The sequence below is a fragment of the Kerstersia sp. genome, from assembly GCF_052103615.1.
Taxonomy (GTDB): Bacteria; Pseudomonadota; Gammaproteobacteria; order Burkholderiales; family Burkholderiaceae_B; genus Kerstersia.
On record NZ_JBQEKA010000016.1, the window covers coordinates 1 to 21,099 of the forward strand.

Here is a 21,099-nt window from a genome sequence, read left to right on the forward strand (position 1 = left end):
GGCGGGCATGTGCCGGCAGCGACAAACTGGAACAAGCAGGAAGCAGTGCAACCGGCCTGTCGCATTTCCAGTGTATGAGCCCAGGCTGTCAGTTTTCTTTCATTGATTCATCGCAAGCGGGAAGCGTCAAAAGCGTTTTCCGCGTAAGCCGTTCAAGAATGCAAGTCTTTTTTGGCGGGTGTTTATGCTGCCTGCCAGATCGGGCCGCGCTGATGTATTGTCATGTTGTTGTGCCAGCATCTCAGGGTGTTTGTTTATTTTTAATTGAATAATACAGGTCTTAGGGCAATTGGGTAATGATGCCAGTTCCTGGGCCTGGAAATTTTGCTATTTAGAAACGCAGGAGAATCAAATAATGTTGACGCAAACTATTATGGCCGCACTGGGCCCCATTATTGTGGGGGGCGCGGTCGGCTGGCTGTCGGGCAAGTATGGTTTCATTAAGCGTGACTATTCTCAGGCGTTTGCAGATTTTGTCGTCAAGATTGCGCTGCCTATTGCGCTTTTCCTGGCTGCGCTGAGTTCTTCGCCGTCGTCGATTCTTAATGCGGATTACGCATTGGCCATGGCGGCTGGCCTGGTTCTGGCCTATGTCGTGGCGTATGTCGTCGGCAAGGTGGTCTATAAGCACAACCGTGCGGACGCCACCATGCAAGCTTTGTCTGCATCTTTCCCCGATATGGCTTACTGCGGGCCTCCCATCCTGCTGGCAACAGTGGGGTCGTCGGGCCTGATCGCCATGGTGATCGGTAACCTGATCTATACCGTCATCATCCTGCCCATCGCCCTGATGATGATCGGGGGCGGCAACAAGGGGCAGAGCGCCTGGAAGTCGTTCGGCAAGTCGGTTTCTCAGCCTCTGGTGTTCCTGCCCATTCTGGGCGCGGTGCTGGCGGTCGCGGGCGTGGAAGTCCCGGATGTCGTCAAAAACTCGCTGAATGAACTCGGCAAGACCGCAGGCGGCGTGGCGCTATTCTTCCTGGGCCTGTTCCTGTCGGGCATCAAGATGAACGTTCGTTCCGAGATCGTGTTCAACGTCATCGTCAAAAACATTCTGCAGGGCGCTGTGATTCTGGGCGTCGGTTTGGCGCTGGGCCTGGAAGGCATGCTGCTGAAGTCGGCTTTCATCATTGGCATTCTGCCGACAGCGACGGCCACGCCGGCTCTGGCGGTTGCCAACGATGTTTACAAGGATGAATCGGCTTCGACGGTGTTGCTGAGCACGCTGGTGTCTCTGGTCACCATGACGCTGGGCATCGTGGTGGTTTCCGAATGGCTGTAAGCCTGGCATGAAACGACAGGCCCGCCCATTTTAGGGCGGGCCGCTGGACAGGCAGCGGGCGCTCAGGCGCCTGTTGCCGTGTCCGGGCTCAGCAGGAAGCGGTGCCTTTCCCCATGGGCCGCAGCGCTGGTGGCGCATGGGGAAGCGTATTGCAGTCGCGGGACATGTTATTGGCAAGGAGAAATTTGCAATGATCCGTTGTGTGCATTTATTTACTGGTGATGATGGCCAGTCGTATTTCGAAGAAGGCCTGATTGACTTGCCCAAGGGCGAACGTGGCGACACCCTGAGCGCGGTTGCGGGAACGGTCAGTATTTCGTTCCGTGAAACCAGTGAAGGCGGCAGCTTCGATTGGCATGAGGCGCCTGCCCATCAGTTGGTGCTCACGCTGAGCGGCACGCTGGAGTTCGAAACGCGTGGCGGCAAGCGCTTCCAATTGTCCCCGGGCGATGTGCTCTGGGCTGAGGATACGACGGGCGGCGGGCATCGCTGGCGCCTGATCGGGAACGACCCCTGGCGCCGGGCCTATGTGATCCTGGCCCCGGATGCAGAGGTGTTGTTCGTACCGGCGAAGGCCGGCAACTGACGAGGAAAATAGATATGTCGAATAATGTGAATCTGCCGGATAGCGCCGATGTCGTGATGATCGGTGCCGGCATCATGAGCGCCACGCTGTCCACGGTTTTGAAGGAACTCGAGCCTTCGTTGAAGATCGTGATCATCGAAGCGCTGGAAGATTGCGCGCAGGAAAGTTCCGACGGCTGGAACAATGCGGGCACCGGCCATGCGGCCAACTGCGAAATGAACTACACCCCGGCCCGTCCGGACGGCACCGTGGACATTTCCAAGGCCCTGGAAGTCAATACCGAATTCGATCTGTCGCGCCAGTTGTGGTCCTATCTGGTGAAGAAGGGCGCCATCCCGGATCCGCAGGCCTTTATCCATCCGTGCCCCCACATGAGCTTTGTCTGGGGCAAGGATAACGTGGCTTATCTGCGTGAGCGCTTCAAGGAAATGTCGGCGCACCATTGCTATCACGGCATGGAATACAGCGAAGATCCCAAACAGATCGAAGAATGGGCGCCGCTGATTATGGAAGGCCGTACCGGCGATGATCCGGTGGCGGCGACGCGCATCATTACCGGTTCGGACGTCGATTACGGCGCGCTGACCCATCTGCTGATCAAGCAGGTGAGCGCCCAGCCCGGCGCCTCCGTGCATTACCTCAAGCATGTCGATGGCCTCAAGCGCGAAGCGGATGGCCGTTGGCGTGTCGATGTGAAAGACAGCAAGACCCATGAGCATCAGAGCCTGGCGGCCAAGTTCGTGTTCATTGGTGCCGGTGGCGGCGCCTTGGAGCTGCTGCAGAAATCCGGCATTCCGGAAGGCCATGGCTACGGCGGCTTCCCGGTTAGCGGGATCTGGCTGCGTTGCGATGTGGACAGCATCAGTGATCGTCACCATGCCAAGGTGTATGGCAAGGCGCCGCACGGTTCGCCTCCCATGTCCGTGCCCCACCTGGACACGCGCGTGATCGGCGGCAAGAAATCGGTGCTGTTCGGGCCGTATGCCGGTTTCTCCACGCGTTTCCTGAAGCATGGCTCCTTGAGCGATCTGTTCCGTTCCGTGCGTCCGGGCAATATTCTGCCCATGCTGGACGTGGCCAAGGACAATTGGCAGCTCAGCGAATACCTGATCTCGCAAGTGCTGCAAAGCGCCAAGGATCAGTTCGCCATGTTGCGCGAGTTCTACCCCAATGCCAAAACGCCGGACTGGACGACGGCCGTCGCCGGCCAGCGCGTGCAGATCATCAAGCCGGGCACGGAAAAGGAAGGCATTCTGGAATTCGGTACCGAGCTGATCGCTTCCAGCGACAACTCGCTGGCTGCGCTGCTGGGCGCCTCGCCGGGCGCTTCCACAGCAGCTTTCATCGTGCTGGAAGTGCTGCAAAAGTGCTTTGCCGACAAGCTGACCGAAGATGCCTGGCTGCCCCGCCTGAAGGCCATCATCCCGACTTACGGGGTGGATTTGAAGACGGACGCCGATGCTTGCCGCGAAATTCGCAAGGCGACGGCCGCCACGCTTAATCTGGAATTCATCTGAGGGTTGCCATGAGCATCAAGAATGTTGCTGAGTATGTGGTCGGTACGCTGGCAGAAAGTGGCGTCAAACGTATTTACGGGATCGTGGGCGATAGCCTGAACGGTCTGACGGAAGCCCTGCGTCAGCAAAAAGACGTGGAATGGGTGGGGGTGCGCCATGAAGAAGTGGCGGCCTTCGCAGCGGCTGGCGAGTCGCAGGTAACGGGCGAACTGGCGGTGTGCGCCGGTTCCTGCGGCCCGGGCAATCTGCACTTGATCAACGGCCTGTTCGACGCGCATCGCAGCCGCACGCCTGTGCTGGCCATTGCGGCGCATATTCCGTCAGCGGAAATCGGTAGCAGTTATTTCCAGGAAACGCACCCGCAGGAGCTGTTCCGCGAGTGCAGCCATTACTGCGAGCTGGTGTCTGACGCCAGCCAGCTGCCTTATGTGCTGGACAATGCCATCCGTGCTGCCGTCGGCAAGCGCGGTGTTGCGGTCGTGGTGCTGCCGGGCGATGTGGCCTTGCAGGCATCGCCGCGCAAGAGCGTGACCTCGCGCCGCGGCCTGTTGCCGCCACAACCCAAGGTGACGCCTGCCGACGAGGAAATCGCGGCGCTGGCTGACCTGCTCAATGATTCGTCCAAAGTGACGATCTTTGCCGGGCGCGGGTGCGCGGGCGCGCATGCGCCCTTGCTGCAACTGGCCGATGCGCTCAAAAGCCCTATCGTGCACGCGCTGGGCGGTAAGGAACACGTTGAATACGACAATCCCTTCGATGTTGGGATGACGGGTTTCATCGGTTTTTCCTCGGGCTATGCGGCCATGCATCACTGCGACACGCTGCTGATGCTGGGCACGGATTTCCCGTACAAGCAATTCCTGCCTACCGATTGCAAGATCGTCCAGGTGGATATCCGGCCGGAAAGCCTGGGCCGCCGCGCTAAGCTGGATCTGGGGATCGTCGGTGATGTGGCGCTGACCATCGACGCGTTGCTGCCCAAGTTGAAGGCGCGTACCGACCGTAAGTTCCTGGACGCCGCGCTGGCGCACTACAAGGATGCGCGTGCCGGTCTGGATGAGCTGGCGCAGGGTGCGGCAGGCAAGCCGCCCATTCACCCGCAATACCTGGCCAGTCTGTTGAGCCAGCATGCCGATGAGGATGCGGTTTTCACGGCGGACGTCGGCACGGCAACGGTGTGGGCCGCGCGCTACCTGAAGATGAATGGCAAGCGCCGCCTGATCGGTTCGCTGACGCACGGTTCCATGGCCAATGCCTTGCCCCAGGCCATCGGCATCCAGGCCGCGCAGCCGCACCGCCAAGTTGTGACTTTCTCCGGTGACGGTGGTTTCTCCATGCTGATGGGCGACCTGATCACCGTCAAGCACCGCAATCTGCCGGTCAAGATCGTTGTGTTCAACAATGGCGTGCTGGGCTTTGTGGCGCTGGAAATGAAGGCCGCAGGTTTCATCGACACGGAAGTGGATCTCGACAACCCCGATTTCTCCGCTGTGGCGCGTGCCGTGGGTATCCACGCCGTGCGCGTGGAGGATCCGGGCGAACTGGAAGCGGCCATCAAGGAAGTGCTGGCGCATGATGGCCCGGCCTTGCTGGACGTTGTGACCGCCAAGCAGGAACTGGTCATGCCGCCTACGATCGGTATCGAACAGGTGAAGGGCTTCAGCCTGTGGGGCTTGCGTGCAGTGATGGACGGCAAGATGAGCAACGTCATTGACTTGGCCAAGACCAATCTGCTGCCCCGGTAATTCCGGCAGGCAGAAGGTTTGATCCAAGGCATCCAGGAAGGGCGCGGGCCAAGACAGGTCTGCGCCTTTTAGGTAAGTGCCGGCTGCTGGTGCGAGCCGGGCCGGTCCCGCCTTTTCCGGGATTTGTTATCACAAGGAGTAAATGTGATGGTAGATGATGCAGTGGTCGATCTGTCGCGACTTCAGTTCGCGGCAACTGCGCTTTATCACTTCCTGTTCGTCCCCCTGACCCTGGGACTGTCCATTCTCATCGCTGTCATGGAGACGGTGTATGTGGCCACGGGCAAGGAAGTTTATCGACGCATGACCCAGTTCTGGGCCAAGCTGTTCATGATTAACTTTGCGCTGGGTGTGGCGACCGGCCTGACGATGGAGTTCCAGTTCGGCACGAACTGGTCCTTCTATTCCAGCTTCGTGGGCGATGCCTTTGGCGCGCTGCTGGCCGTGGAAGGGCTGATGGCCTTCTTCATGGAGTCCACCTTTATCGGTCTGATGGTCTTCGGCTGGAATAAGCTGAGCCGCGCGCAGCACTTGGTCGTGACGTATCTGGTCGCGCTGGGCTCCAACCTGTCGGCGCTGTGGATTCTGGTGGCCAACAGCTTCATGCAAAGCCCGCAAGGCGCCGCCTTCAATCCGGTGACCATGCGCATGGAGCTGGAAAGCTTCTTCCATCTGTTCTTCAACCCCGACGCGCAGGCCAAGTTCGTGCATACGGTGTTGGCGGGCTACGTGACGGCTGCGATCTTTGTCTGTGGTATCAGTGCCTTCTATATGCTGCGCAACCGGCATATGGATCTGGCCAGGCGTTCTTTCCGCATCGCATCGCTGTTCGGCGTGCTGGGCACGGCGGGGGTACTGACGCTGGGCGACGCGCTGGGTTTCGTGGGCGCTCACGCGCAGCCGACCAAACTGGTCGCCATGGAAGCCCTGTGGGAAACCGAAGAAGCGCCGATGTCTTTCAATGCCATTGCTTTCCCGTCGCAGGAAGAGCAGCGCAATCTGTGGGCCTTGAAGATTCCGGCCATGCTGTCTATTCTGGTGACGCACTCGCTGGATGGCACGGTGCCCGCCGCGGATGTGCTCGAAGAGCGCGCCAAGGTCAGGATACAGGGAGGGATTCCCGCGTTGCTGGCCATGGAACGCCTGAGCGCCGATCCCAAGGATGCCGAAGCGCTGGCGCAGTTTGAAGCGCACAAGGCGGATCTGGGCTATGGCTTCCTGGTGCAGCGTTATGCGCCGGATGGTGACGTATCGAGGGTGACGCAGGCGGACATCGACAAAGCGGCCAAGGATACGATTCCTGAAGTCTGGCTGATTTTCTGGTCGTTCCGCGTGATGGTGGCGCTGGGCCTCCTGATGCTGGGTTACTTCCTGCTGGCGATCATTCTGACGCTGACCAACAAGGTGCATCACTATCGCTGGTTCCTGCGCGGCGCGGTCTGGATGATTCCCGTTCCCTTCCTGGCCTGTGAAATGGGCTGGCTGGTTGCGGAAGTGGGTCGTCAGCCCTGGACGGTCTATGAGGTTCTGCCGACCTGGCTGTCCGCCTCGACCCATAGCCTGACCTATATGATTGTGTCTCTGGTGGGCTTCGTGGTGATCTATACGATCTTCGCGATCATCGAGGTTTTCCTCATGCTGAAGTCCATCCGCAAGGGTCCTGATGACCCCGAGCCCGAAGTTTCGGCCCTGTCCATTGCGCCGGCTCCGGCTGCGGCTTCCTGAGATCAAGGAGATCCGTCATGGAGATTTATCTCGTACTGAAAGTACTCTGGTGGGTACTGCTGGGCGTGCTGCTGATCGGGCTGGCCGTCATGGTCGGCATGGACATGGGCGTCGGCACGCTGCTGCGCTTCGTGGGCCGTACCGATGCCGAACGCCGGGTGGCGCTCAACATCATCGGCCCGCACTGGGACGGCAACCAGGTCTGGTTCATTCTGGGCGGCGGCGCCATCTTTGCCGCCTGGCCGCTGGTCTATGCCACTGCTTTTTCCGGCTTCTATATCGTGATGCTGGTATTGCTGTGGAGCATGATCGTGCGTCCGCTGGGGTTTGAATACCGCAGCAAAATGCCCTCAGAGCGCTGGCGCAATGCCTGGGACTGGAGCCTGTTCGTGTCCGGTTTCGTGCCCATGCTGATCTTCGGTGCCGCCATCGGCAACGTGTTGCAGGGCGTGCCTTTCCATTTTGATTGGCGCCTGACGTCCTACTACACCGGCAGCTTCCTGGAACTGCTCAACCCCTTCGCCATTCTTTGCGGTCTGGTGTCGGTATCCATGTCCATTTACATGGGCGGGGCCATGTTGATGAGCGGCAGCGCAGGCGAAGTGGCCGTGCGCGCTCGCCGGGCAGCCCTGTGGGGCGGCCTGGCAGCGCTGGTGCTGTTCACCATTGGTGGGGTTTGGGTATCTGTCATGGACGGTTTCCGTATCGTTCAAGGCCCGGACTTCGGCGCGGCACAGACGCCTCTGCACCAGACGGTGGAGCGCGTGCCTGGCGGTTTGCTGGCCAACTTCAGCCAGTACCCGGTGCTGTGGATCCTGCCCGCGCTGACGTACATCGGCGTGATACTGGGCCTGCTGGCATTGCGTGCGCGCCGTGATCTGCTGGGCTGGTGGCTGGGCGCTTTGGCCTGGATCGGGGTGCTGGGCACTGCTGGCGCAGCCATGTTCCCGTTCATGATGCCGTCGTCCACCCATCCCTCGCATAGCCTGACGGTTTGGAACTCAGGTGCCAGCGCTGTGACGCAAGGCTGGATGCTGGGCTTTACCGTGATCTTCTTGCCGCTCATCATCTGCTATACGAGTTGGGCCTTCTGGGTGATGCGCGGCAAGGTGGATGCCAAGCAGGTTGAAAACTCTCACCACGCTTTGTAAGGAGGCGGACATGTCGGTACTTGCACGTTTCATCGTGGCCGGAGTTCTCGCAGTGATCGTCATCCTGCTGGCGATCGTGCTGGGTGACTATGGGCCATGGTATTTTTCCTGGCTACTGGGGACAGGGTTCATGATCCTGGTCGCTGCCTTGGGCGGTGTTCTCTTCGAAGCACAGGAAGAAGCTGCCGAGCGTGGCGACTCGGGGAAGGCCAAGGTGTCGCGGGATAGCTCAGGCTATTGAACCCGGATGACCCAGGCTGACTTTTCCAGGTCAGCCCGGCCAGCATGAAAAGAGGCGTTCCGGTTTTGGCCGGAACGCCTCTTTCATTTTCGCCAGGCCCGCAGCAAGGGGCGAATCCCTTTTTTGAGACTGGGATTGGATGTGCCAGGCAGGCGCCATCTGCATCCTCAGGCGTGCCGGGGGTGGGTAGCGTCTGCGGCCTGAGCGGGTCTTGCATACACCACCAGCCGCAGATGCCTGTCTTCGTCTATGGTCAGCGAGGTGTGCTCGTATGCCAGGATCTGGCCGTTGACACATAATTCACGCACGCCGGTGCACGGGGCATGCACGTCATGTTGGCGCCACCAGGTCTTGAACTCGGGCGAAACTCGTTCCAGTTCATCCACGAGTTCATGGATGTCGGCTTCCTGGCTTGCGCGGGTAAAGTCGCGGCGAAACCCGGACAACATATTGGGCGCCTGTTCTTCCCACTGGGCGAATCGTTCATGCAGCAACGGGTCGGTGAATAGCAGCCAGAGCAGGTTGCGCCGTTCAGGGGGATGCCTGTCAAAGCCGAAAAGCTGTCGGGCTGGCGCATTGAAATCCAGCACGTCCCAGCGAAGGTTGAGGACATAGGCAGCATGAGGGGCTAGATCGTGCATGAGGCGCTGCACCAGAGGAGGTAACACACACCAGGTTTTGCCGGGTTCAGCGGGAGGGCGCGCATGGGCCAGCAGGAAGAGGTGGCGGCGCTCGGTGGCATCAAGTTTGAGCACCCGCGCCAGGCTATCCAGGAAGCTGGCGGAAACGCCGATATCTCGTCCTTGTTCCAGCCAGGTATACCAGGTCAAGCCGACACCCGCTAGGGCCGCTACTTCCTCGCGCCGCAGGCCTGGCGTGCGGCGCCGCCCGCCGCTGGGCAAGCCAACATCGGCAGGACTTAGGCGTTCGCGCCGTGCGCGCAAAAAGGCGGCGAGGTCAGGGCGGCTTCTTTCCAGGGTTCGCATGAGTGAATTAGGTTGTTTTAAGTAATAGTATAAATTGTTAAATTGTAATTGTTTAAAGAGGGCCTGAGAATGACCGCTTATGAATTCAGGAGAGGCGGTATGAACTCAAACTCTTGCGTGGCGGTGTTGCCTGCGCACGCCGTCGGCAGCCCTCCGTGGCTGGGCTTGTCCGTGTTGTTGCTGGCGGGGTTTGTGACAATCTTTGATCTGTTCGTCGTCAACGTGGCTATTCCCAGCATGCAGGCCGATCTAGAGGCCAGTTTTTCGCAGATCGGTTTTATTGTGGCGGGCTACGAGCTGGCCTTCGGGGTGTTGCTGATTACCGGCGGTCGCCTGGGTGACATGTTGGGGCGGCGCCGCCTGTTCGTTGCGGGTATGGCTGGATTCACTCTGGCGTCGGTTCTGTGCGGCCTGGCGCCTGGTGCCGGTTATCTGATTGGCGCGAGGGTGCTGCAGGGGCTGGCGGCTGCTTTGCTGTTTCCCCAGGTTTACGCCTCCATTCGCGTCAATTTTGATGGCAGTGACAGCCGCCGCGCGTTTGGTTTGCTGGGCATGACCCTGGGTCTGGCGGCGATCGCCGGGCAGGTGCTAGGCGGTTGGCTGGTGTATGTCGATCTGTTCGCGCTGGGCTGGCGCAGCATTTTTCTGATCAATGTGCCTATCGGCTTGTTTGCCATCGTGGCGGCACGCCATATTCCCGAATCACGGGCGCCGCAGCAAGCGGCGCTGGACTGGCCCGGTGTGTGTCTCGTGAGCGGCGGGCTGATTTTGCTGCTCGTGCCACTGATCGAAGGTCCGGGCCAGGGCTGGCCTGCCTGGACTTGGGCTAGCCTGGCCGCCGCTGCCGTGTTGCTGGCCGGCTTCTGCAAGCAACAGGAGAAAAGACGGAAGTCGGGCCGCTTGCCCCTGGTGGATATGCCGTTATTGGGTCAGTGCCGGTTTGCAGTAGGCGCTTTGCTGGTCTTGCTGATCTATTCCACCTCCAGCTCTTTTTTCCTGTGCTTTGCCCTATTGGTGCAGTCTGGATTTGGCCTGGATCCTTTTGTGGCGGGCAGTATTTTCGCACCCTGCAGCGTGGGCTTTGTCCTGGCTTCGCTGACCGCACCGCGTCTGGTCGCTCGCTGGGGGGCTCGCGCCATTGTGGCGGGCGCGCTGGTCTATGCGGTGTCGCTAGGACTGTTGATCGCGCAGGTAAAGCTGGCTGGCGCAGATCTGGCGCCCAGCCATTTGATTCCGTTGCTGGCGGTGGCGGGGGCGGGGCAGGGGCTGATCATGACGCCCTTGTTGAACCTGGTGCTGGGCTTTGTGGATGAAGCACGGGCTGGCATGGCGGCGGGCGTGATTGCCACGCTGCAGCAGGTGGGCGCCGCGTTTGGCGTGGCCGTTGTGGGCATATTGTTTGCCACGGCCTTGGCTGCGCACTCTGGCGCGGCCAAGGCCGGCCAATACGCCTCGGCTTTCGCCGCCGGGATGTTCTACAACTTGATTGCAGCGCTGCTAGCCTGCCTGTTGCTGCTGATCCTGGCCAGAGTGCAGCGTTAGGCGATGTGCTGTGCCCCGTGCAGCCGTGTGAGTCTGCAATGGGGCCGGGATGGCGTTTGCCGCAGCTTAGGCGCGGGATTTGCGGGTGATGGGCAATATCCAGCGGGCCAGCCAGGCCAGGACGACGCCAGCTGCCGCGCCTATGGTATCGGCGAGCAGGTCTGCCCATTCGCCGGAGCGACCGAAACTCGGTTGTATCAGTTCGATCAAACCGCCATAGGCAATGGCGGCAATAAAGGCGCGCAGCGCCCAGCGCGGGCGGGCCAGCACGACGGGAAAGACCAGGGCGGCGAAGGCCAGCGCATGGTGCAGTTTATCGCCGCCAGCGACACGGGGCAGCGAGCCAGGCGCTGCCAGCGTCAGGTAGGTAATAAGGATCAGCAGGGCCAGGGTGGCAAAAATGGCCAGTCGGTCGAGTGTGGATTGAGGCATGAACAGGGGCGCTGAAGACAGGGCGATAGGCTGGGAAAGAAGGAGGCCGCTTGCCCGGACGGATGGTGCTGCCGGTGCGAAGACCGGCGCATCGTCTGAGGGGGGGGCGCAGTCGTGTTGTGGTGCTGATTGGCGGTGCGGGCAAAAGCCGTACCGCCAGGGCTCGCAGTACCGGCAGGGCTCGCAGTATCAACCGCAGTACCAACGTTAGGCGGCGCCTGCGGTTCTTGCGGCAGGATGGTAGCACGCGGCAGGCGGGTTCCCGTGCCGCGTAACAGGGCGAACCAGGCCGTAACGTTTGAAAATAGCGTCAAGGAAAGAAGGCTGAAAGGGTATGGAAAGAGGGCGGCCGTTGCGGCGCTAGCGGCAGCGGCTTGGGCGCAGGCCGCGGGGTAGGCTAGAATGCGGGTTCTGCGGCTTGGGCTCTCGCCCTCTGTCGCGCCTTTTCCTGTTTTGCGCTGCGCTGGATCTCTCTGGTGGCAGGCAAGGAGTCTGTCATGTTGCGCGCCTGCTGGCTGGCAGCGTACGTCTGCGCCATCTTATTGGCCAATGTGTTTCTGGATAGCTTTATCAGTCTGCCCGGATTCGGCCTGTTCAGTATCGGTTCCATTTTCTTCGCTGCCGTGTTCACGCTGCGCGACCGCCTGCATGGCTACGGTTTGCCGACCGTGTATCTGGCGATTGCCCTGGCTTTGCTGGTCACGGCGGCTTACGGCCAGTTCGTCGCCCGTCTGCCGCCGCGATTCCTGCTGGCATCCTTTGCGGCGGTGCTGGCTGGCGAACTGGCCAGAACCGCGCTATTCCAGCGTCTGAGCCATAGGCGCTGGCATGCGCGTGTCCTGGCTTGCAATGTGGTCAGCGTGCCGCTGGATAGCGCCGCTTTTACCTTGCTGGCGTTTGCCGGCATGATGAGCGCCTATGACATGGCGCAGATTATTTATGCGGATGTCGTTGGCAAGTTTCTGGTGGCCGCCGCCTTGGCCTTCCTGCCCTTCATGCAAATAGAGCGAACCCGCCACACCGAGCCGCTGGCCGCCGCCAAGCCGGTCAGCGCCATGGGGGCGGACGCGGCACGCCCAGGAGAAATATCGTGCTAAATCCTTATGCCAGGCGTCGGCTGCAAGCCGCGCTGCGCCGCGCCCGGAATCAGGCCGGGCTGCCGGCTGCTGGCGCGGCGGGGGAAACACCCCTGGCGCCCGCAGCCGGGGATCACACCTTGGTGCCGGAACGGGCAGACGATTACCGTTCGCCCGATACCGGCGCGGTGCTGAAAACCATTGCCAATCCGCATCCCGCCATGCGGACCTGGCAGCATCATGAACTGGTGCTGCCAGAGCTATGCCCGGCGTCACATAATCCAGGGCCGGGCTCCTGGCTGAAGATAAGCTATCGCAGCCAGACGCGTTTTCTGGAAGTGTTTTCGCTGGGGGCGTATCTCCAGTCATTTGTCGGGCATCGTCTGGTGCGCGATGTGGAACAGCTCACGCAAGTTCTGGCGCGGGATTGCGCGAAGGCGCTGGGGCATGACGTCGAGCTGGAGGGCTGTTTTGTCCTTCCGGCCTTGGGCCAGACCGTCCGCACGCGGGTGCGGGCGGGCGGTGCGGCGCGGACAATGCCGGTTTAGCCTGGCCTTGCAGGCATGTCAGGGGGACGGCGCCGGATGTGGCGGGTGGCGTTCCAGATGGCGGTAGATGGTGCTGCGATGAATGCCCAGCCGCCGGGCTGCCTGTGAAACGTTGCCGCTGCAGGCGGCCAGGGCGTGTTCGATCATGGCGAGCGTGGCATGGCGCAGGCCGGTAGCGCTTGTTTCGTTTTCCCTGGGCTGATGGGCTGGCGCGGCAGCGGCGCTGCTAGGGGCGGCGGGCGCATCCAGGGCATGGGGCGCCGTGGCGGGCTGGCCTGCCGATATGCTCGGCGCGCCAGGCAGCATGGCGCTTTGCAGATAGGCCGCGACATCCATTGCAGTAATCACGCTGCCGGGCGCACTCATGACGCTCAAGGCGCGCATGAAAGCATGCAGTTCGCGGTAATTGCCAGGCCAGGGGTGAGCCGTGAGCCTATCCAGGGCGCAGTCGTCGAGTGTCAGCGGCAGCGCATCGCCCGCCGTGGCGCGCAGCATGCTGCACAGATAGCTGCGCAAGTCGGCGCGTTCGCGCAGCGGCGGCAGGTTGACGCGCAAATCGTGCAAGCGATAGAACAGGTCGTTGCGGAATTGCTCGGCCTGAACCAGCGCGCCGATATCCCGGTGGGTGGCGCTGATCAGGCCGAACTCGACCGGTATCAGCCGGTCGGAGCCCAAAGGCTGCACCGCGCGTTCCTGCAAGGCGCGTAGCAGGCGCGTTTGCAGGCTGAGCGGCATGTCTCCGATTTCATCCAGAAACAGCACGCCGCCGTCCGCTTCGCGCAGCCGGCCGCGCGAACCGTTGCGGCGCGCGCCTGTAAAGGCGCCGGCTTCATAGCCGAAGAGTTCAGCTTCGATCAGGGATTCCGGCAGGGCGCCGCAGTTCACGGCGACAAACGGGCCGCCGGACCAGCGGCTGGCCGCATGCAGGCGGCGCGCGTAGATTTCTTTGCCTGCCCCGGTTTCCCCCTGCAGAAAGACGCCCAGGCCGCCATCAAAGGCGCGCCGCACGGCGTCAAAGCGGCTGCCCAGCTGAGGGTCCAGGGCCAGATTGGCCGCCAGGGCCGGGTGTGGCCGTGCCGAGGCAGGTCGTTCTTCTTTGGCCGGTGCTGCGGGCAGGCTGGCGGCGCCGTGGATGGCCTGGGGAAAATCGGGAGTCTGGGGAATCTGGGGAGTCTGGGAGGATGGGGGCGCAGCAGCGCCGGCAGCCGGTGTTTTTCCTGCGGCGGCAGGGGCGGCAGGGGCGGCGGGGGCTCGCGCGAGCGGCGCGCCGCTTGCAGGCAGCAGCCTGCGGCTGCGCAGCAGGCTGGCGTAAAACCGTTCGCCATCCGGCGCCAGCAATAAGGCGGGATCCGGCCCGAGTTGTTGCCAGTCGCCCAGCCAGCGTTGCGCCGGCTGATCGAGCAGCTCGCGCCATGAGGCGCGCAGCAAGGTCAGGGCCAGGTCGTTGGCGCCAACGATATGGCCGTCTTCCAGCAGCAGCAGGGCGCGTTCGGTGGATTCCAGCAAAGAGGGCTGGCGCTGGAACACGAGCAGTTCCCGGCCGGCCTGACTTTGCTGCATCATGCGGTTGGTAATCAGGCGCGAGCATAGCGACGCAAGTCCCAGCGCGTAATCATGCAGCTGTGAGGCTTCGCCGGAGATATCCAGCACTCCCATGCGGTCACCGCGCGGCGACCAGACCGGGGCGCCATGGCAACTCAGAATCCGGTTGCAGTGCAAATAGTGTTCCGCGCCGTGCACGCGTACCGGCGCATTTTCCAGCAGCGCGGTGCCGATGGCATTGGTGCCGCGGTATTGTTCGGCCCAGCTGACACCGGGCTGCAGCGCTACGCTTTCCGCTTGTTGCAGGAAATTGGTGTTGCCTGCGGTTTGCAGAATGACACCGGTGGCATCGGCGAGCAGCACGACGCCTGAATGGCCTCCCACCATATTAGAGAGTGTGTCGATTTCCGGCTGCGCGGCTTCCAGCAGACTGGCGTGCTGGGCGATCCTGACATTGAGTTCGCCGCGCACCAGCATGACGGGGTCGGGCTGCATGTCGGATTCACGCGCCATGCAGCGTTGCCAGGAGCGCAGGACTGAAGCCGCCGAAGGTTCGGCTTGCAGTGCGGCGGCGAAATGGAACGTCATCTCTATGGCCTCCCTTAGAACGTGTTTACGATCTATGCGTGGTGCCCGCAAGGCAGCGCAAGCTGGCCTAAATGGCAGTGTCGCTTTTTGCGACAGATGCTGCTGCGAAAGGTGTTGCAGTGTCGCGAATTGCAGCGTCGCAGCCAGGGCGGACGTCGGTACAGCATAAGCAAATTATGCCTTAAACCGGTGTGTGTGCCAGCGCGGAAAACGAGAAGCATTTTTTTCATTGCCTTGGCACGCTAATTGCTTGTGTCTGTGTAAGGGCGGCGCCGCATGGTGCGGTTCCGAACCGTTAAAGGAGAAGAGGCATGAATCTGTCAGATTTGAAGAAGCTGGGGCTGGATGTCGAATTTCCGTTCAAGAAGAAATATGAGAACTACATTGGCGGCAAATGGGTAGCCCCGGTTGCCGGCAATTACTTCGAGGACATTTCGCCCATCACCGGCCAGGCCTTTACCAGTGTGCCGCGCTCCGACGCGCAGGATATCGAACTGGCGTTGGATGCCGCCCATGCTGCGCGCGCGGCATGGGGCAGAACGTCTGCCGCCGAGCGTTCCAATATTCTGCTGCGCATCGCAGACCGGATTGAACAGAACCTGGAACGCCTGGCCGTTGCCGAAACCATAGACAACGGCAAGCCCTTGCGTGAAACCATGGCAGCTGACCTGCCGCTGGCCGTTGACCATTTCCGTTACTTTGCCGGTTGCCTGCGTGCTGAGGAAGGCGCGATCTCCGAGATCGACAGCACAACGGTGGCCTACCATTTCAAGGAACCCATTGGCGTTGTTGGCCAGATCATTCCGTGGAATTTCCCGCTGCTGATGGCTTCCTGGAAGCTGGCGCCCGCGCTGGCTGCCGGTTGCCCGGTCGTCCTGAAACCCGCCGAACAAACGCCGGCCTCCATTCTGGTGCTGATGGAATTGATTGGCGATCTGCTGCCTGCCGGCGTTCTGAATATCGTCAATGGTTATGGCAAGGAAGCCGGGGAAGCGCTGGCCACCAGCAAGCGCATCGCCAAGGTGGCCTTCACCGGTTCCACGCCGGTTGGCCGCCATATCCTGCATGCGGCGGCCGAAAACCTGATTCCGGCGACGGTGGAGCTGGGAGGCAAGTCGCCCAATATCTTCTTTGCCGATGTGCTCGACAAGGACGATGCCTTCCTGGATAAGGCGCTGGAGGGCTTGTCGATGTTTGCCCTGAATCAGGGGGAAATCTGCACTTGCCCGTCACGCATCCTGATCCAGGAGTCCATTTACGAGCGTTTCATTGAAAAGGCCGTGGCCAGGGTGAAGTCCATCAAGACCGGCAACCCGCTGGACCGCCAGACCATGGTGGGCGCGCAGGTATCCAAGGTGCAGATGGACAAGATTCTGTCCTACATCGACATCGGCCGGAATGAGGGCGCGGAATGCCTGATCGGTGGCGCCCGCAATCCGCTCAAGGGCGGCTTGGAAGAGGGCTATTACGTCAGCCCGACCATGCTGCTGGGCAAGAATGACATGCGTATTTTCCAAGAGGAGATTTTCGGTCCGGTTGCCGCAGTCACCACGTTCAAGGACGAGGACGAGGCGATTGCCATTGCCAATGACACGTCCTTCGGCCTGGGCGCCGGGGTCTGGACGCGGGACGGTTCGCAAGCCTATCGGGTGGGGCGTGGCGTGCAGGCCGGCCGGGTCTGGACCAACTGCTATCACCTGTATCCGGCGCACGCTGCGTTTGGCGGGTACAAAGAGTCGGGCATTGGCCGTGAAACTCACAAGGTCGCCCTGTCCAACTACCAGCAGACGAAGTGCCTGCTGGTGAGCTACAGCCCGAACGCATTGGGCTTTTATTGAGCACGAAACGCGCGGGCGGGCGCTGGGATAGTCCCGGCGTGCAGCCTGCGCGTCGCCTGCGGCGCCAGGCGCTGCAGGCACCAGTGGCGGACAGGCAGGAGAGGGCGCACGGCCTTGTCCGGTGTTTGTCCATGATGGTGTTTGCTTTGTTTCAAGGAGCGTATCCATGCAACGCACAATGAAAGCGGCAGTTCTACGTACTTTCGGCCAGCCCCTGCGGATTGAGGAAGTCGAAGTTCCGCGTCCGGGGCCGGGTGACATTCTGGTCAAGATTGAAGCTTGCGGTGTTTGCCATACCGACTTGCACGCGGTGGAAGGGGATTGGCCGGTCAAACCCAACCCGCCTTTCATTCCTGGCCATGAAGGCGTGGGCCATGTCGTGGCGGTTGGCCAGGGAGTGACGCATGTCAAGGAAGGCGACCGCGTCGGGATTCCTTGGCTGTATTCGGCTTGCGGCTATTGCGAGCACTGCCTGGGCGGCTGGGAAACGCTATGCGAGAAGCAGCAGAACGCTGGCTACTCGGTGAATGGCGGCTTTGCTGAATATGCGCTGGCCAATGCGGCTTATGTCGGCCTGTTGCCCAAAAGTGTGAACTTTATCGAAATTGCGCCCATTTTGTGCGCGGGGGTGACGGTTTACAAGGGCCTGAAAATGACTGATACCCAGGCAGGGCAATGGGTGGCCATTTCGGGGATTGGCGGCTTGGGGCATGTGGCCGTGCAATATGCGCGGGCCATGGGCCTGAATGTCGCTGCTGTCGATGTGGATGATGAGAAGCTGGCACTGGCCCGCGAGCTGGGCGCTGAAGTGACCGTCAATGCGCGCAACACCGACCCCGCGGCTTACCTGAAACGCGAAGTGGGCGGTGTGCATGGCGCGCTGGTCACGGCGGTGTCGCCGATCGCATTCCAGCAGGCCATGGGGATGACGCGCCGTGGCGGCACGATTGCCCTGAATGGCCTGCCGCCGGGCGAATTTTCCCTGTCCATTTTTGACATGGTGCTCAATGGCACGACGGTGCGCGGCTCCATTGTCGGGACCCGGCTGGACTTGCAGGAAGCTCTGGATTTTGCCGGCGATGGCAAGGTCAAAGCGACGGTGACTTCCGACAAGCTGGACAACGTCAATGCGGTATTTGACCGCATGCGCCAAGGCAAGATCAATGGCCGCGTGGTGCTGGATCTGGCAGCGTAAGCGCTGGCGGGGTGCCGCCAGGGTGGGGCATCCATAAAAAATACCCCAAACAGGAGGTCACTCCTGTTTGGGGTATTTTGTGTTGGCGGAAGCTTAGGCGTCGGCGTCGTTCGCCGTTTCTACCGCCTGGGCCATGAAGCCGCCGCTCTGGCGTTCCCAGAGACGCGCATAGAGGCCGCCTTGCGCCAGCAGCTCGGCGTGCGTGCCGCTCTCGACGATATGGCCCTGGTTCAGCACGACCAGGCGATCCATGCGGGCAATGGTGGAAAGGCGGTGGGCAATGGCGATGACCGTCTTGCCGCGCATCAAGACATCCAGGCTGTCCTGGATGGCGGCTTCGACTTCCGAATCCAGTGCCGAGGTGGCTTCATCCAGCACCAGAATAGGCGCGTTTTTCAGCAGGACGCGGGCGATGGCAATGCGCTGGCGCTGCCCGCCAGACAGCTTCACGCCGCGTTCACCGACATAAGCGTCCAGCCCTTGACGGCCATCGCCGTCGCTCAGTTTGGGCACGAAGTCTGCCGCGCTGGCCTGGCTCAGGGCTTCGAAGAGTTCCGCATCGCTGGCGCCGGGGCGGCCATACAGCAGGTTCTCGCGGATGGAACGGTGCAGCAGCGAAGGTTCCTGGGTCACGATGCCAATTTGTTCGCGCAGGCTGTCTTGCTGCACCCGGGCAATATCCTGCTGGTCAACCAGAATGTGTCCGCCCTGGACGTCATACAGGCGCAGCAGCAGATTGACCAGCGTGGATTTGCCCACGCCAGAGGGGCCGATCAGGCCGATTTTCTCGCCGGGCCGGATATGCAAATCCACGCCTTGCAGCACGGGATGGCGTTCGTCATAGTGGAATTGAACGGCATCGAAGCGGATGTCGCCTTGCGTGACGGCCAGTGGCGCGGCAGCCGGGACATCGACGACACTGCGCGGCTGAGCGATGGTGCGCAGGCCGTCCTGAACCACACCGAAGCTCTCGAAAATACCGCTGACGACCCACATGATCCAGCCGGACATGGTGTTGATGCGGATCACCAGGCCGGTGGAAAGCGCGATGACGCCCAGGGAGGCATGGCCCGTGTGCCACAGCCAGACCGCCAGCCCGGCGGTGCCGACAATCAGGATGCCGCTTAGGCTGGTAATGGCGAAATCCATGGCGGTAATGACGCGGCCGGACATTTGCGCTTTGGCCGTCTGTTCGGCCATGGCTTCCTGGGCATGCTGTTCTTCCAGGCGGGTATGGGCGAACAGCTTGAGCGTGATGATATTGGTATAGCTATCCACAATACGGCCCAGCAGCTTGGCGCGCGCTGCGGCTGAGGCGGCGGAGCGGCGCCGGGCCAGCGGCACGAAATAGGCCAGCAGGCCGATATAGCACACCAGCCAGAACAGCAGGGGCAAGGTCAGCAGCCAGTCCGCCTGCGCGAACAGGTAGATGGCGCTGCCCGAGTACACCACCATGCGCCAGAGGGCATCCACCATTTGCACCGAGGATTCGCGCAGCGCCAGCGAGGTTTGCATGATGCGGCTGGCGGTGCGGCCCGCCAGATCGTTCTGGAAGAAAGCCAGGCTTTGTCCAAGAACATAGCGGTGGTTCTGCCAGCGGATCATGGTGGCGAAGTTCGGATTGATGGTCTGGTGTACCAGCAGGTTGTGCAGGCCCGATAACACCGGGCGCACCAGCAGGGCGATGATCGCCATGGTCAACAGGGCCGTGCCATGCACGGTAAAGAAGTCTTCCTTGGCGGTGGATTGCGCCATATCGACGATTTCACCGATAAAGCTGAAGAGCGCGACTTCCACCAGCGAGCCTGCCAGCCCGATCACCAGCAGCAGGATGAACCAGGGCCAGACCTGCTTGAGGTAGTAACGGTAGAACGCGCCGACGGCATCCGGGGGCGCCGTGTCGGGGGACGGCCTGAACGGGTTTATCAGACTTTCGAAGCGTTGAAACAGGGACGGCTTGGTGGGTTTGGACATGCGGGACTCAGTGTTTTTCATGCTGTGTGCAACGGGGTCAATCCTGCGATGCGCGCGGCGCGTCAGCGGGGGCGGCATCGTCGGGAGTGGCCGTGCCGGGCGGTACCGGCGCGTTATGTTCGTGATGGTCTTCTGCTGGATGATACCGGCGCGCGCGCCATCGGACACGGAAGTCGTTCCAAAGCGGCGGCATGGACAGGACCAGCAGGAAGAAGGCAAGCGGCAAAGTCATGGAGTAGCCCCAGGACTGGAAACCGAAAGCGCCTGTCATGGCGCCTACCAGGAAAGCCAGCAGCAGCTTGCTGTGCAGAACCAGTTTGGTGCGGTTGGCAACCACCCGGCCATGCCCGCGATGGGTGGCGCGGGGGCTGTTGATATAGAACAGTTTGCCCAGCTCTATACCGATGTCTGTGACCATGCCGGTAACGTGAGTGGTGCGTATCACCGCATTGGAAATTTTGGTAATCAGGGCGTTTTGCAAGCCCATCATATAGCACAGCAGCACGACGGTGGGCGGCTGGAGAAAAGTCACTTGTCTGGCGATTTGGGCGCCAATCAGGCCGAACAGCAGCAGCAGCGCCGCTTCCAGCAGCATCGGAATGGAGTATTGCGAATGCAGGCGCTGACGCCTTGCATAGTTGACCAGAATAGAGGTCGTGATGGCGCCAGCCAGAAACGAGCAGATCGCCACGACGCAAGCCAGGGCCAGTTCCACATTGCGGGCGCTGAGATGGTCGGCGATGCCGGAGACCATGCCGGACATATGCGAGGTGTACTGGCCGACCGCCAGAAAACCGCCAGCGTTCGCCGCGCCCGCGACAAACGCCAGGCAGGCGCCCAGGCGTGCGTCATTCTGAGGCGTCCGACGAATATCGGTCCAGTGTGTATAGCGCGACGGCATAACCTTTCCAAAAGCGGGGGAGCAGCGGAAACGGGAGCGTATGGCCCTGGCAAGGCAAGGGGACGCGCTGCGGCGGTCCGGTCCAGATGATCTGCATTATAGGAGCGCCAGGCGTGGCGTGCAGCGGGCAATGAATCGGCCGGGGGCGGCAAGGCGGGCGCGGGGCATGGCACAGTGCTGCGGGATTGCATGGCAGGCGGCCAGTAAGCTGAGCCAGTAGCCAGTAGCCA

At 61.5% G+C, this 21,099-nt stretch carries 18 protein-coding genes; 13 read left to right on the top strand and 5 right to left on the bottom strand.

Going from position 1 to position 21,099, the window contains the following annotated elements; all coding sequences use genetic code 11:
* The 8 genes from ACTJGZ_RS06015 to ACTJGZ_RS06050 form a co-directional block, all read left to right on the top strand.
* The coding region (locus tag ACTJGZ_RS06015; protein WP_441662037.1) for a hypothetical protein at positions 1-272 on the top strand (272 nt) is incomplete at its 5' end.
* Between the two features lie 83 nt (positions 273-355).
* The gene (locus tag ACTJGZ_RS06020) at positions 356-1,282 is read left to right on the top strand and encodes an AEC family transporter (protein WP_441662038.1); all 927 of its coding nucleotides are present in this window, start codon (positions 356-358) and stop codon (positions 1,280-1,282) included.
* A 202-nt stretch (positions 1,283-1,484) separates the two neighbouring features.
* A complete protein-coding gene (locus ACTJGZ_RS06025; RefSeq protein ID WP_441662039.1) occupies positions 1,485-1,868 on the top strand; it encodes a cupin domain-containing protein in 384 nt (127 codons plus the stop codon).
* A 14-nt stretch (positions 1,869-1,882) separates the two neighbouring features.
* Positions 1,883-3,385, top strand: a complete 1,503-nt coding sequence (gene mqo, locus ACTJGZ_RS06030; RefSeq protein ID WP_441662040.1) for a malate dehydrogenase (quinone) — start codon at positions 1,883-1,885, stop codon at positions 3,383-3,385.
* 8 nt (positions 3,386-3,393) lie between these two features.
* Complete coding sequence (gene poxB / locus ACTJGZ_RS06035) at positions 3,394-5,130, top strand: ubiquinone-dependent pyruvate dehydrogenase (RefSeq protein ID WP_441662041.1); 1,737 nt, start codon at positions 3,394-3,396, stop codon at positions 5,128-5,130.
* Between the two features lie 147 nt (positions 5,131-5,277).
* Positions 5,278-6,855 carry a cytochrome ubiquinol oxidase subunit I gene (locus tag ACTJGZ_RS06040; RefSeq protein WP_441662042.1) on the top strand — a complete coding sequence of 526 codons (1,578 nt, stop codon included), beginning with the start codon at positions 5,278-5,280 and terminating at the stop codon, positions 6,853-6,855.
* Between the two features lie 17 nt (positions 6,856-6,872).
* Positions 6,873-8,006, top strand: a complete 1,134-nt coding sequence (cydB, locus tag ACTJGZ_RS06045; RefSeq protein WP_441662043.1) for a cytochrome d ubiquinol oxidase subunit II — start codon at positions 6,873-6,875, stop codon at positions 8,004-8,006.
* Positions 8,007-8,016: 10 nt separating this feature from the next.
* Positions 8,017-8,247 (top strand): hypothetical protein, encoded by a 231-nt coding sequence (locus tag ACTJGZ_RS06050; protein WP_441662044.1) that lies wholly within the window; start codon positions 8,017-8,019, stop codon positions 8,245-8,247.
* 167 nt (positions 8,248-8,414) lie between these two features.
* On the opposite strand, the gene ACTJGZ_RS06055 is transcribed toward ACTJGZ_RS06050, so the two are convergent.
* Positions 8,415-9,233: a helix-turn-helix transcriptional regulator gene (locus tag ACTJGZ_RS06055; RefSeq protein WP_441662045.1), complete on the bottom strand. Its 819-nt coding sequence runs from the start codon at positions 9,231-9,233 to the stop codon at positions 8,415-8,417.
* 99 nt (positions 9,234-9,332) lie between these two features.
* On the opposite strand from ACTJGZ_RS06055, the gene ACTJGZ_RS06060 reads away from it, so the two are divergent.
* On the top strand, positions 9,333-10,775 hold the full coding sequence (locus tag ACTJGZ_RS06060; RefSeq protein WP_441662046.1) for an MFS transporter: 1,443 nt from the start codon (positions 9,333-9,335) through the stop codon (positions 10,773-10,775).
* Between the two features lie 66 nt (positions 10,776-10,841).
* On the opposite strand, the gene ACTJGZ_RS06065 is transcribed toward ACTJGZ_RS06060, so the two are convergent.
* Entirely contained in the window at positions 10,842-11,207 is a 366-nt protein-coding gene (locus ACTJGZ_RS06065; RefSeq protein ID WP_441662047.1) for a VanZ family protein, read from the bottom strand.
* Between the two features lie 497 nt (positions 11,208-11,704).
* On the opposite strand from ACTJGZ_RS06065, the gene ACTJGZ_RS06070 reads away from it, so the two are divergent.
* Together ACTJGZ_RS06070 and ACTJGZ_RS06075 are read left to right on the top strand one after the other, a co-directional pair.
* Positions 11,705-12,304, top strand: a complete 600-nt coding sequence (locus ACTJGZ_RS06070) for a VUT family protein (RefSeq protein WP_441662048.1) — start codon at positions 11,705-11,707, stop codon at positions 12,302-12,304.
* A complete protein-coding gene (locus ACTJGZ_RS06075) occupies positions 12,298-12,831 on the top strand; it encodes a hypothetical protein (RefSeq protein WP_441662049.1) in 534 nt (177 codons plus the stop codon). The genes ACTJGZ_RS06070 and ACTJGZ_RS06075 overlap by 7 nt, the downstream gene beginning before the upstream one ends.
* 18 nt (positions 12,832-12,849) lie before the next feature.
* Here the strand turns inward: ACTJGZ_RS06075 and ACTJGZ_RS06080 are convergent, their stop codons facing one another.
* The gene (locus ACTJGZ_RS06080; RefSeq protein ID WP_441662050.1) at positions 12,850-14,961 is read right to left on the bottom strand and encodes a sigma-54-dependent Fis family transcriptional regulator; all 2,112 of its coding nucleotides are present in this window, start codon (positions 14,959-14,961) and stop codon (positions 12,850-12,852) included.
* A gap of 311 nt (positions 14,962-15,272) precedes the next feature.
* Here ACTJGZ_RS06080 and exaC point away from each other — a divergent pair, with 311 nt between their 5' ends.
* Positions 15,273-16,799 (top strand): acetaldehyde dehydrogenase ExaC, encoded by a 1,527-nt coding sequence (gene exaC / locus ACTJGZ_RS06085; protein WP_441662051.1) that lies wholly within the window; start codon positions 15,273-15,275, stop codon positions 16,797-16,799.
* A gap of 166 nt (positions 16,800-16,965) precedes the next feature.
* Positions 16,966-17,994: an alcohol dehydrogenase AdhP gene (gene adhP, locus ACTJGZ_RS06090; protein WP_441662052.1), complete on the top strand. Its 1,029-nt coding sequence runs from the start codon at positions 16,966-16,968 to the stop codon at positions 17,992-17,994.
* A 93-nt stretch (positions 17,995-18,087) separates the two neighbouring features.
* Here adhP and ACTJGZ_RS06095 read toward each other — a convergent pair whose 3' ends face one another.
* On the bottom strand, positions 18,088-19,968 hold the full coding sequence (locus tag ACTJGZ_RS06095; protein WP_441662053.1) for an ABC transporter ATP-binding protein: 1,881 nt from the start codon (positions 19,966-19,968) through the stop codon (positions 18,088-18,090).
* A gap of 37 nt (positions 19,969-20,005) precedes the next feature.
* Positions 20,006-20,869: a YoaK family protein gene (locus ACTJGZ_RS06100; RefSeq protein ID WP_441662054.1), complete on the bottom strand. Its 864-nt coding sequence runs from the start codon at positions 20,867-20,869 to the stop codon at positions 20,006-20,008.
* Positions 20,870-21,099: the final 230 nt, after the last annotated feature.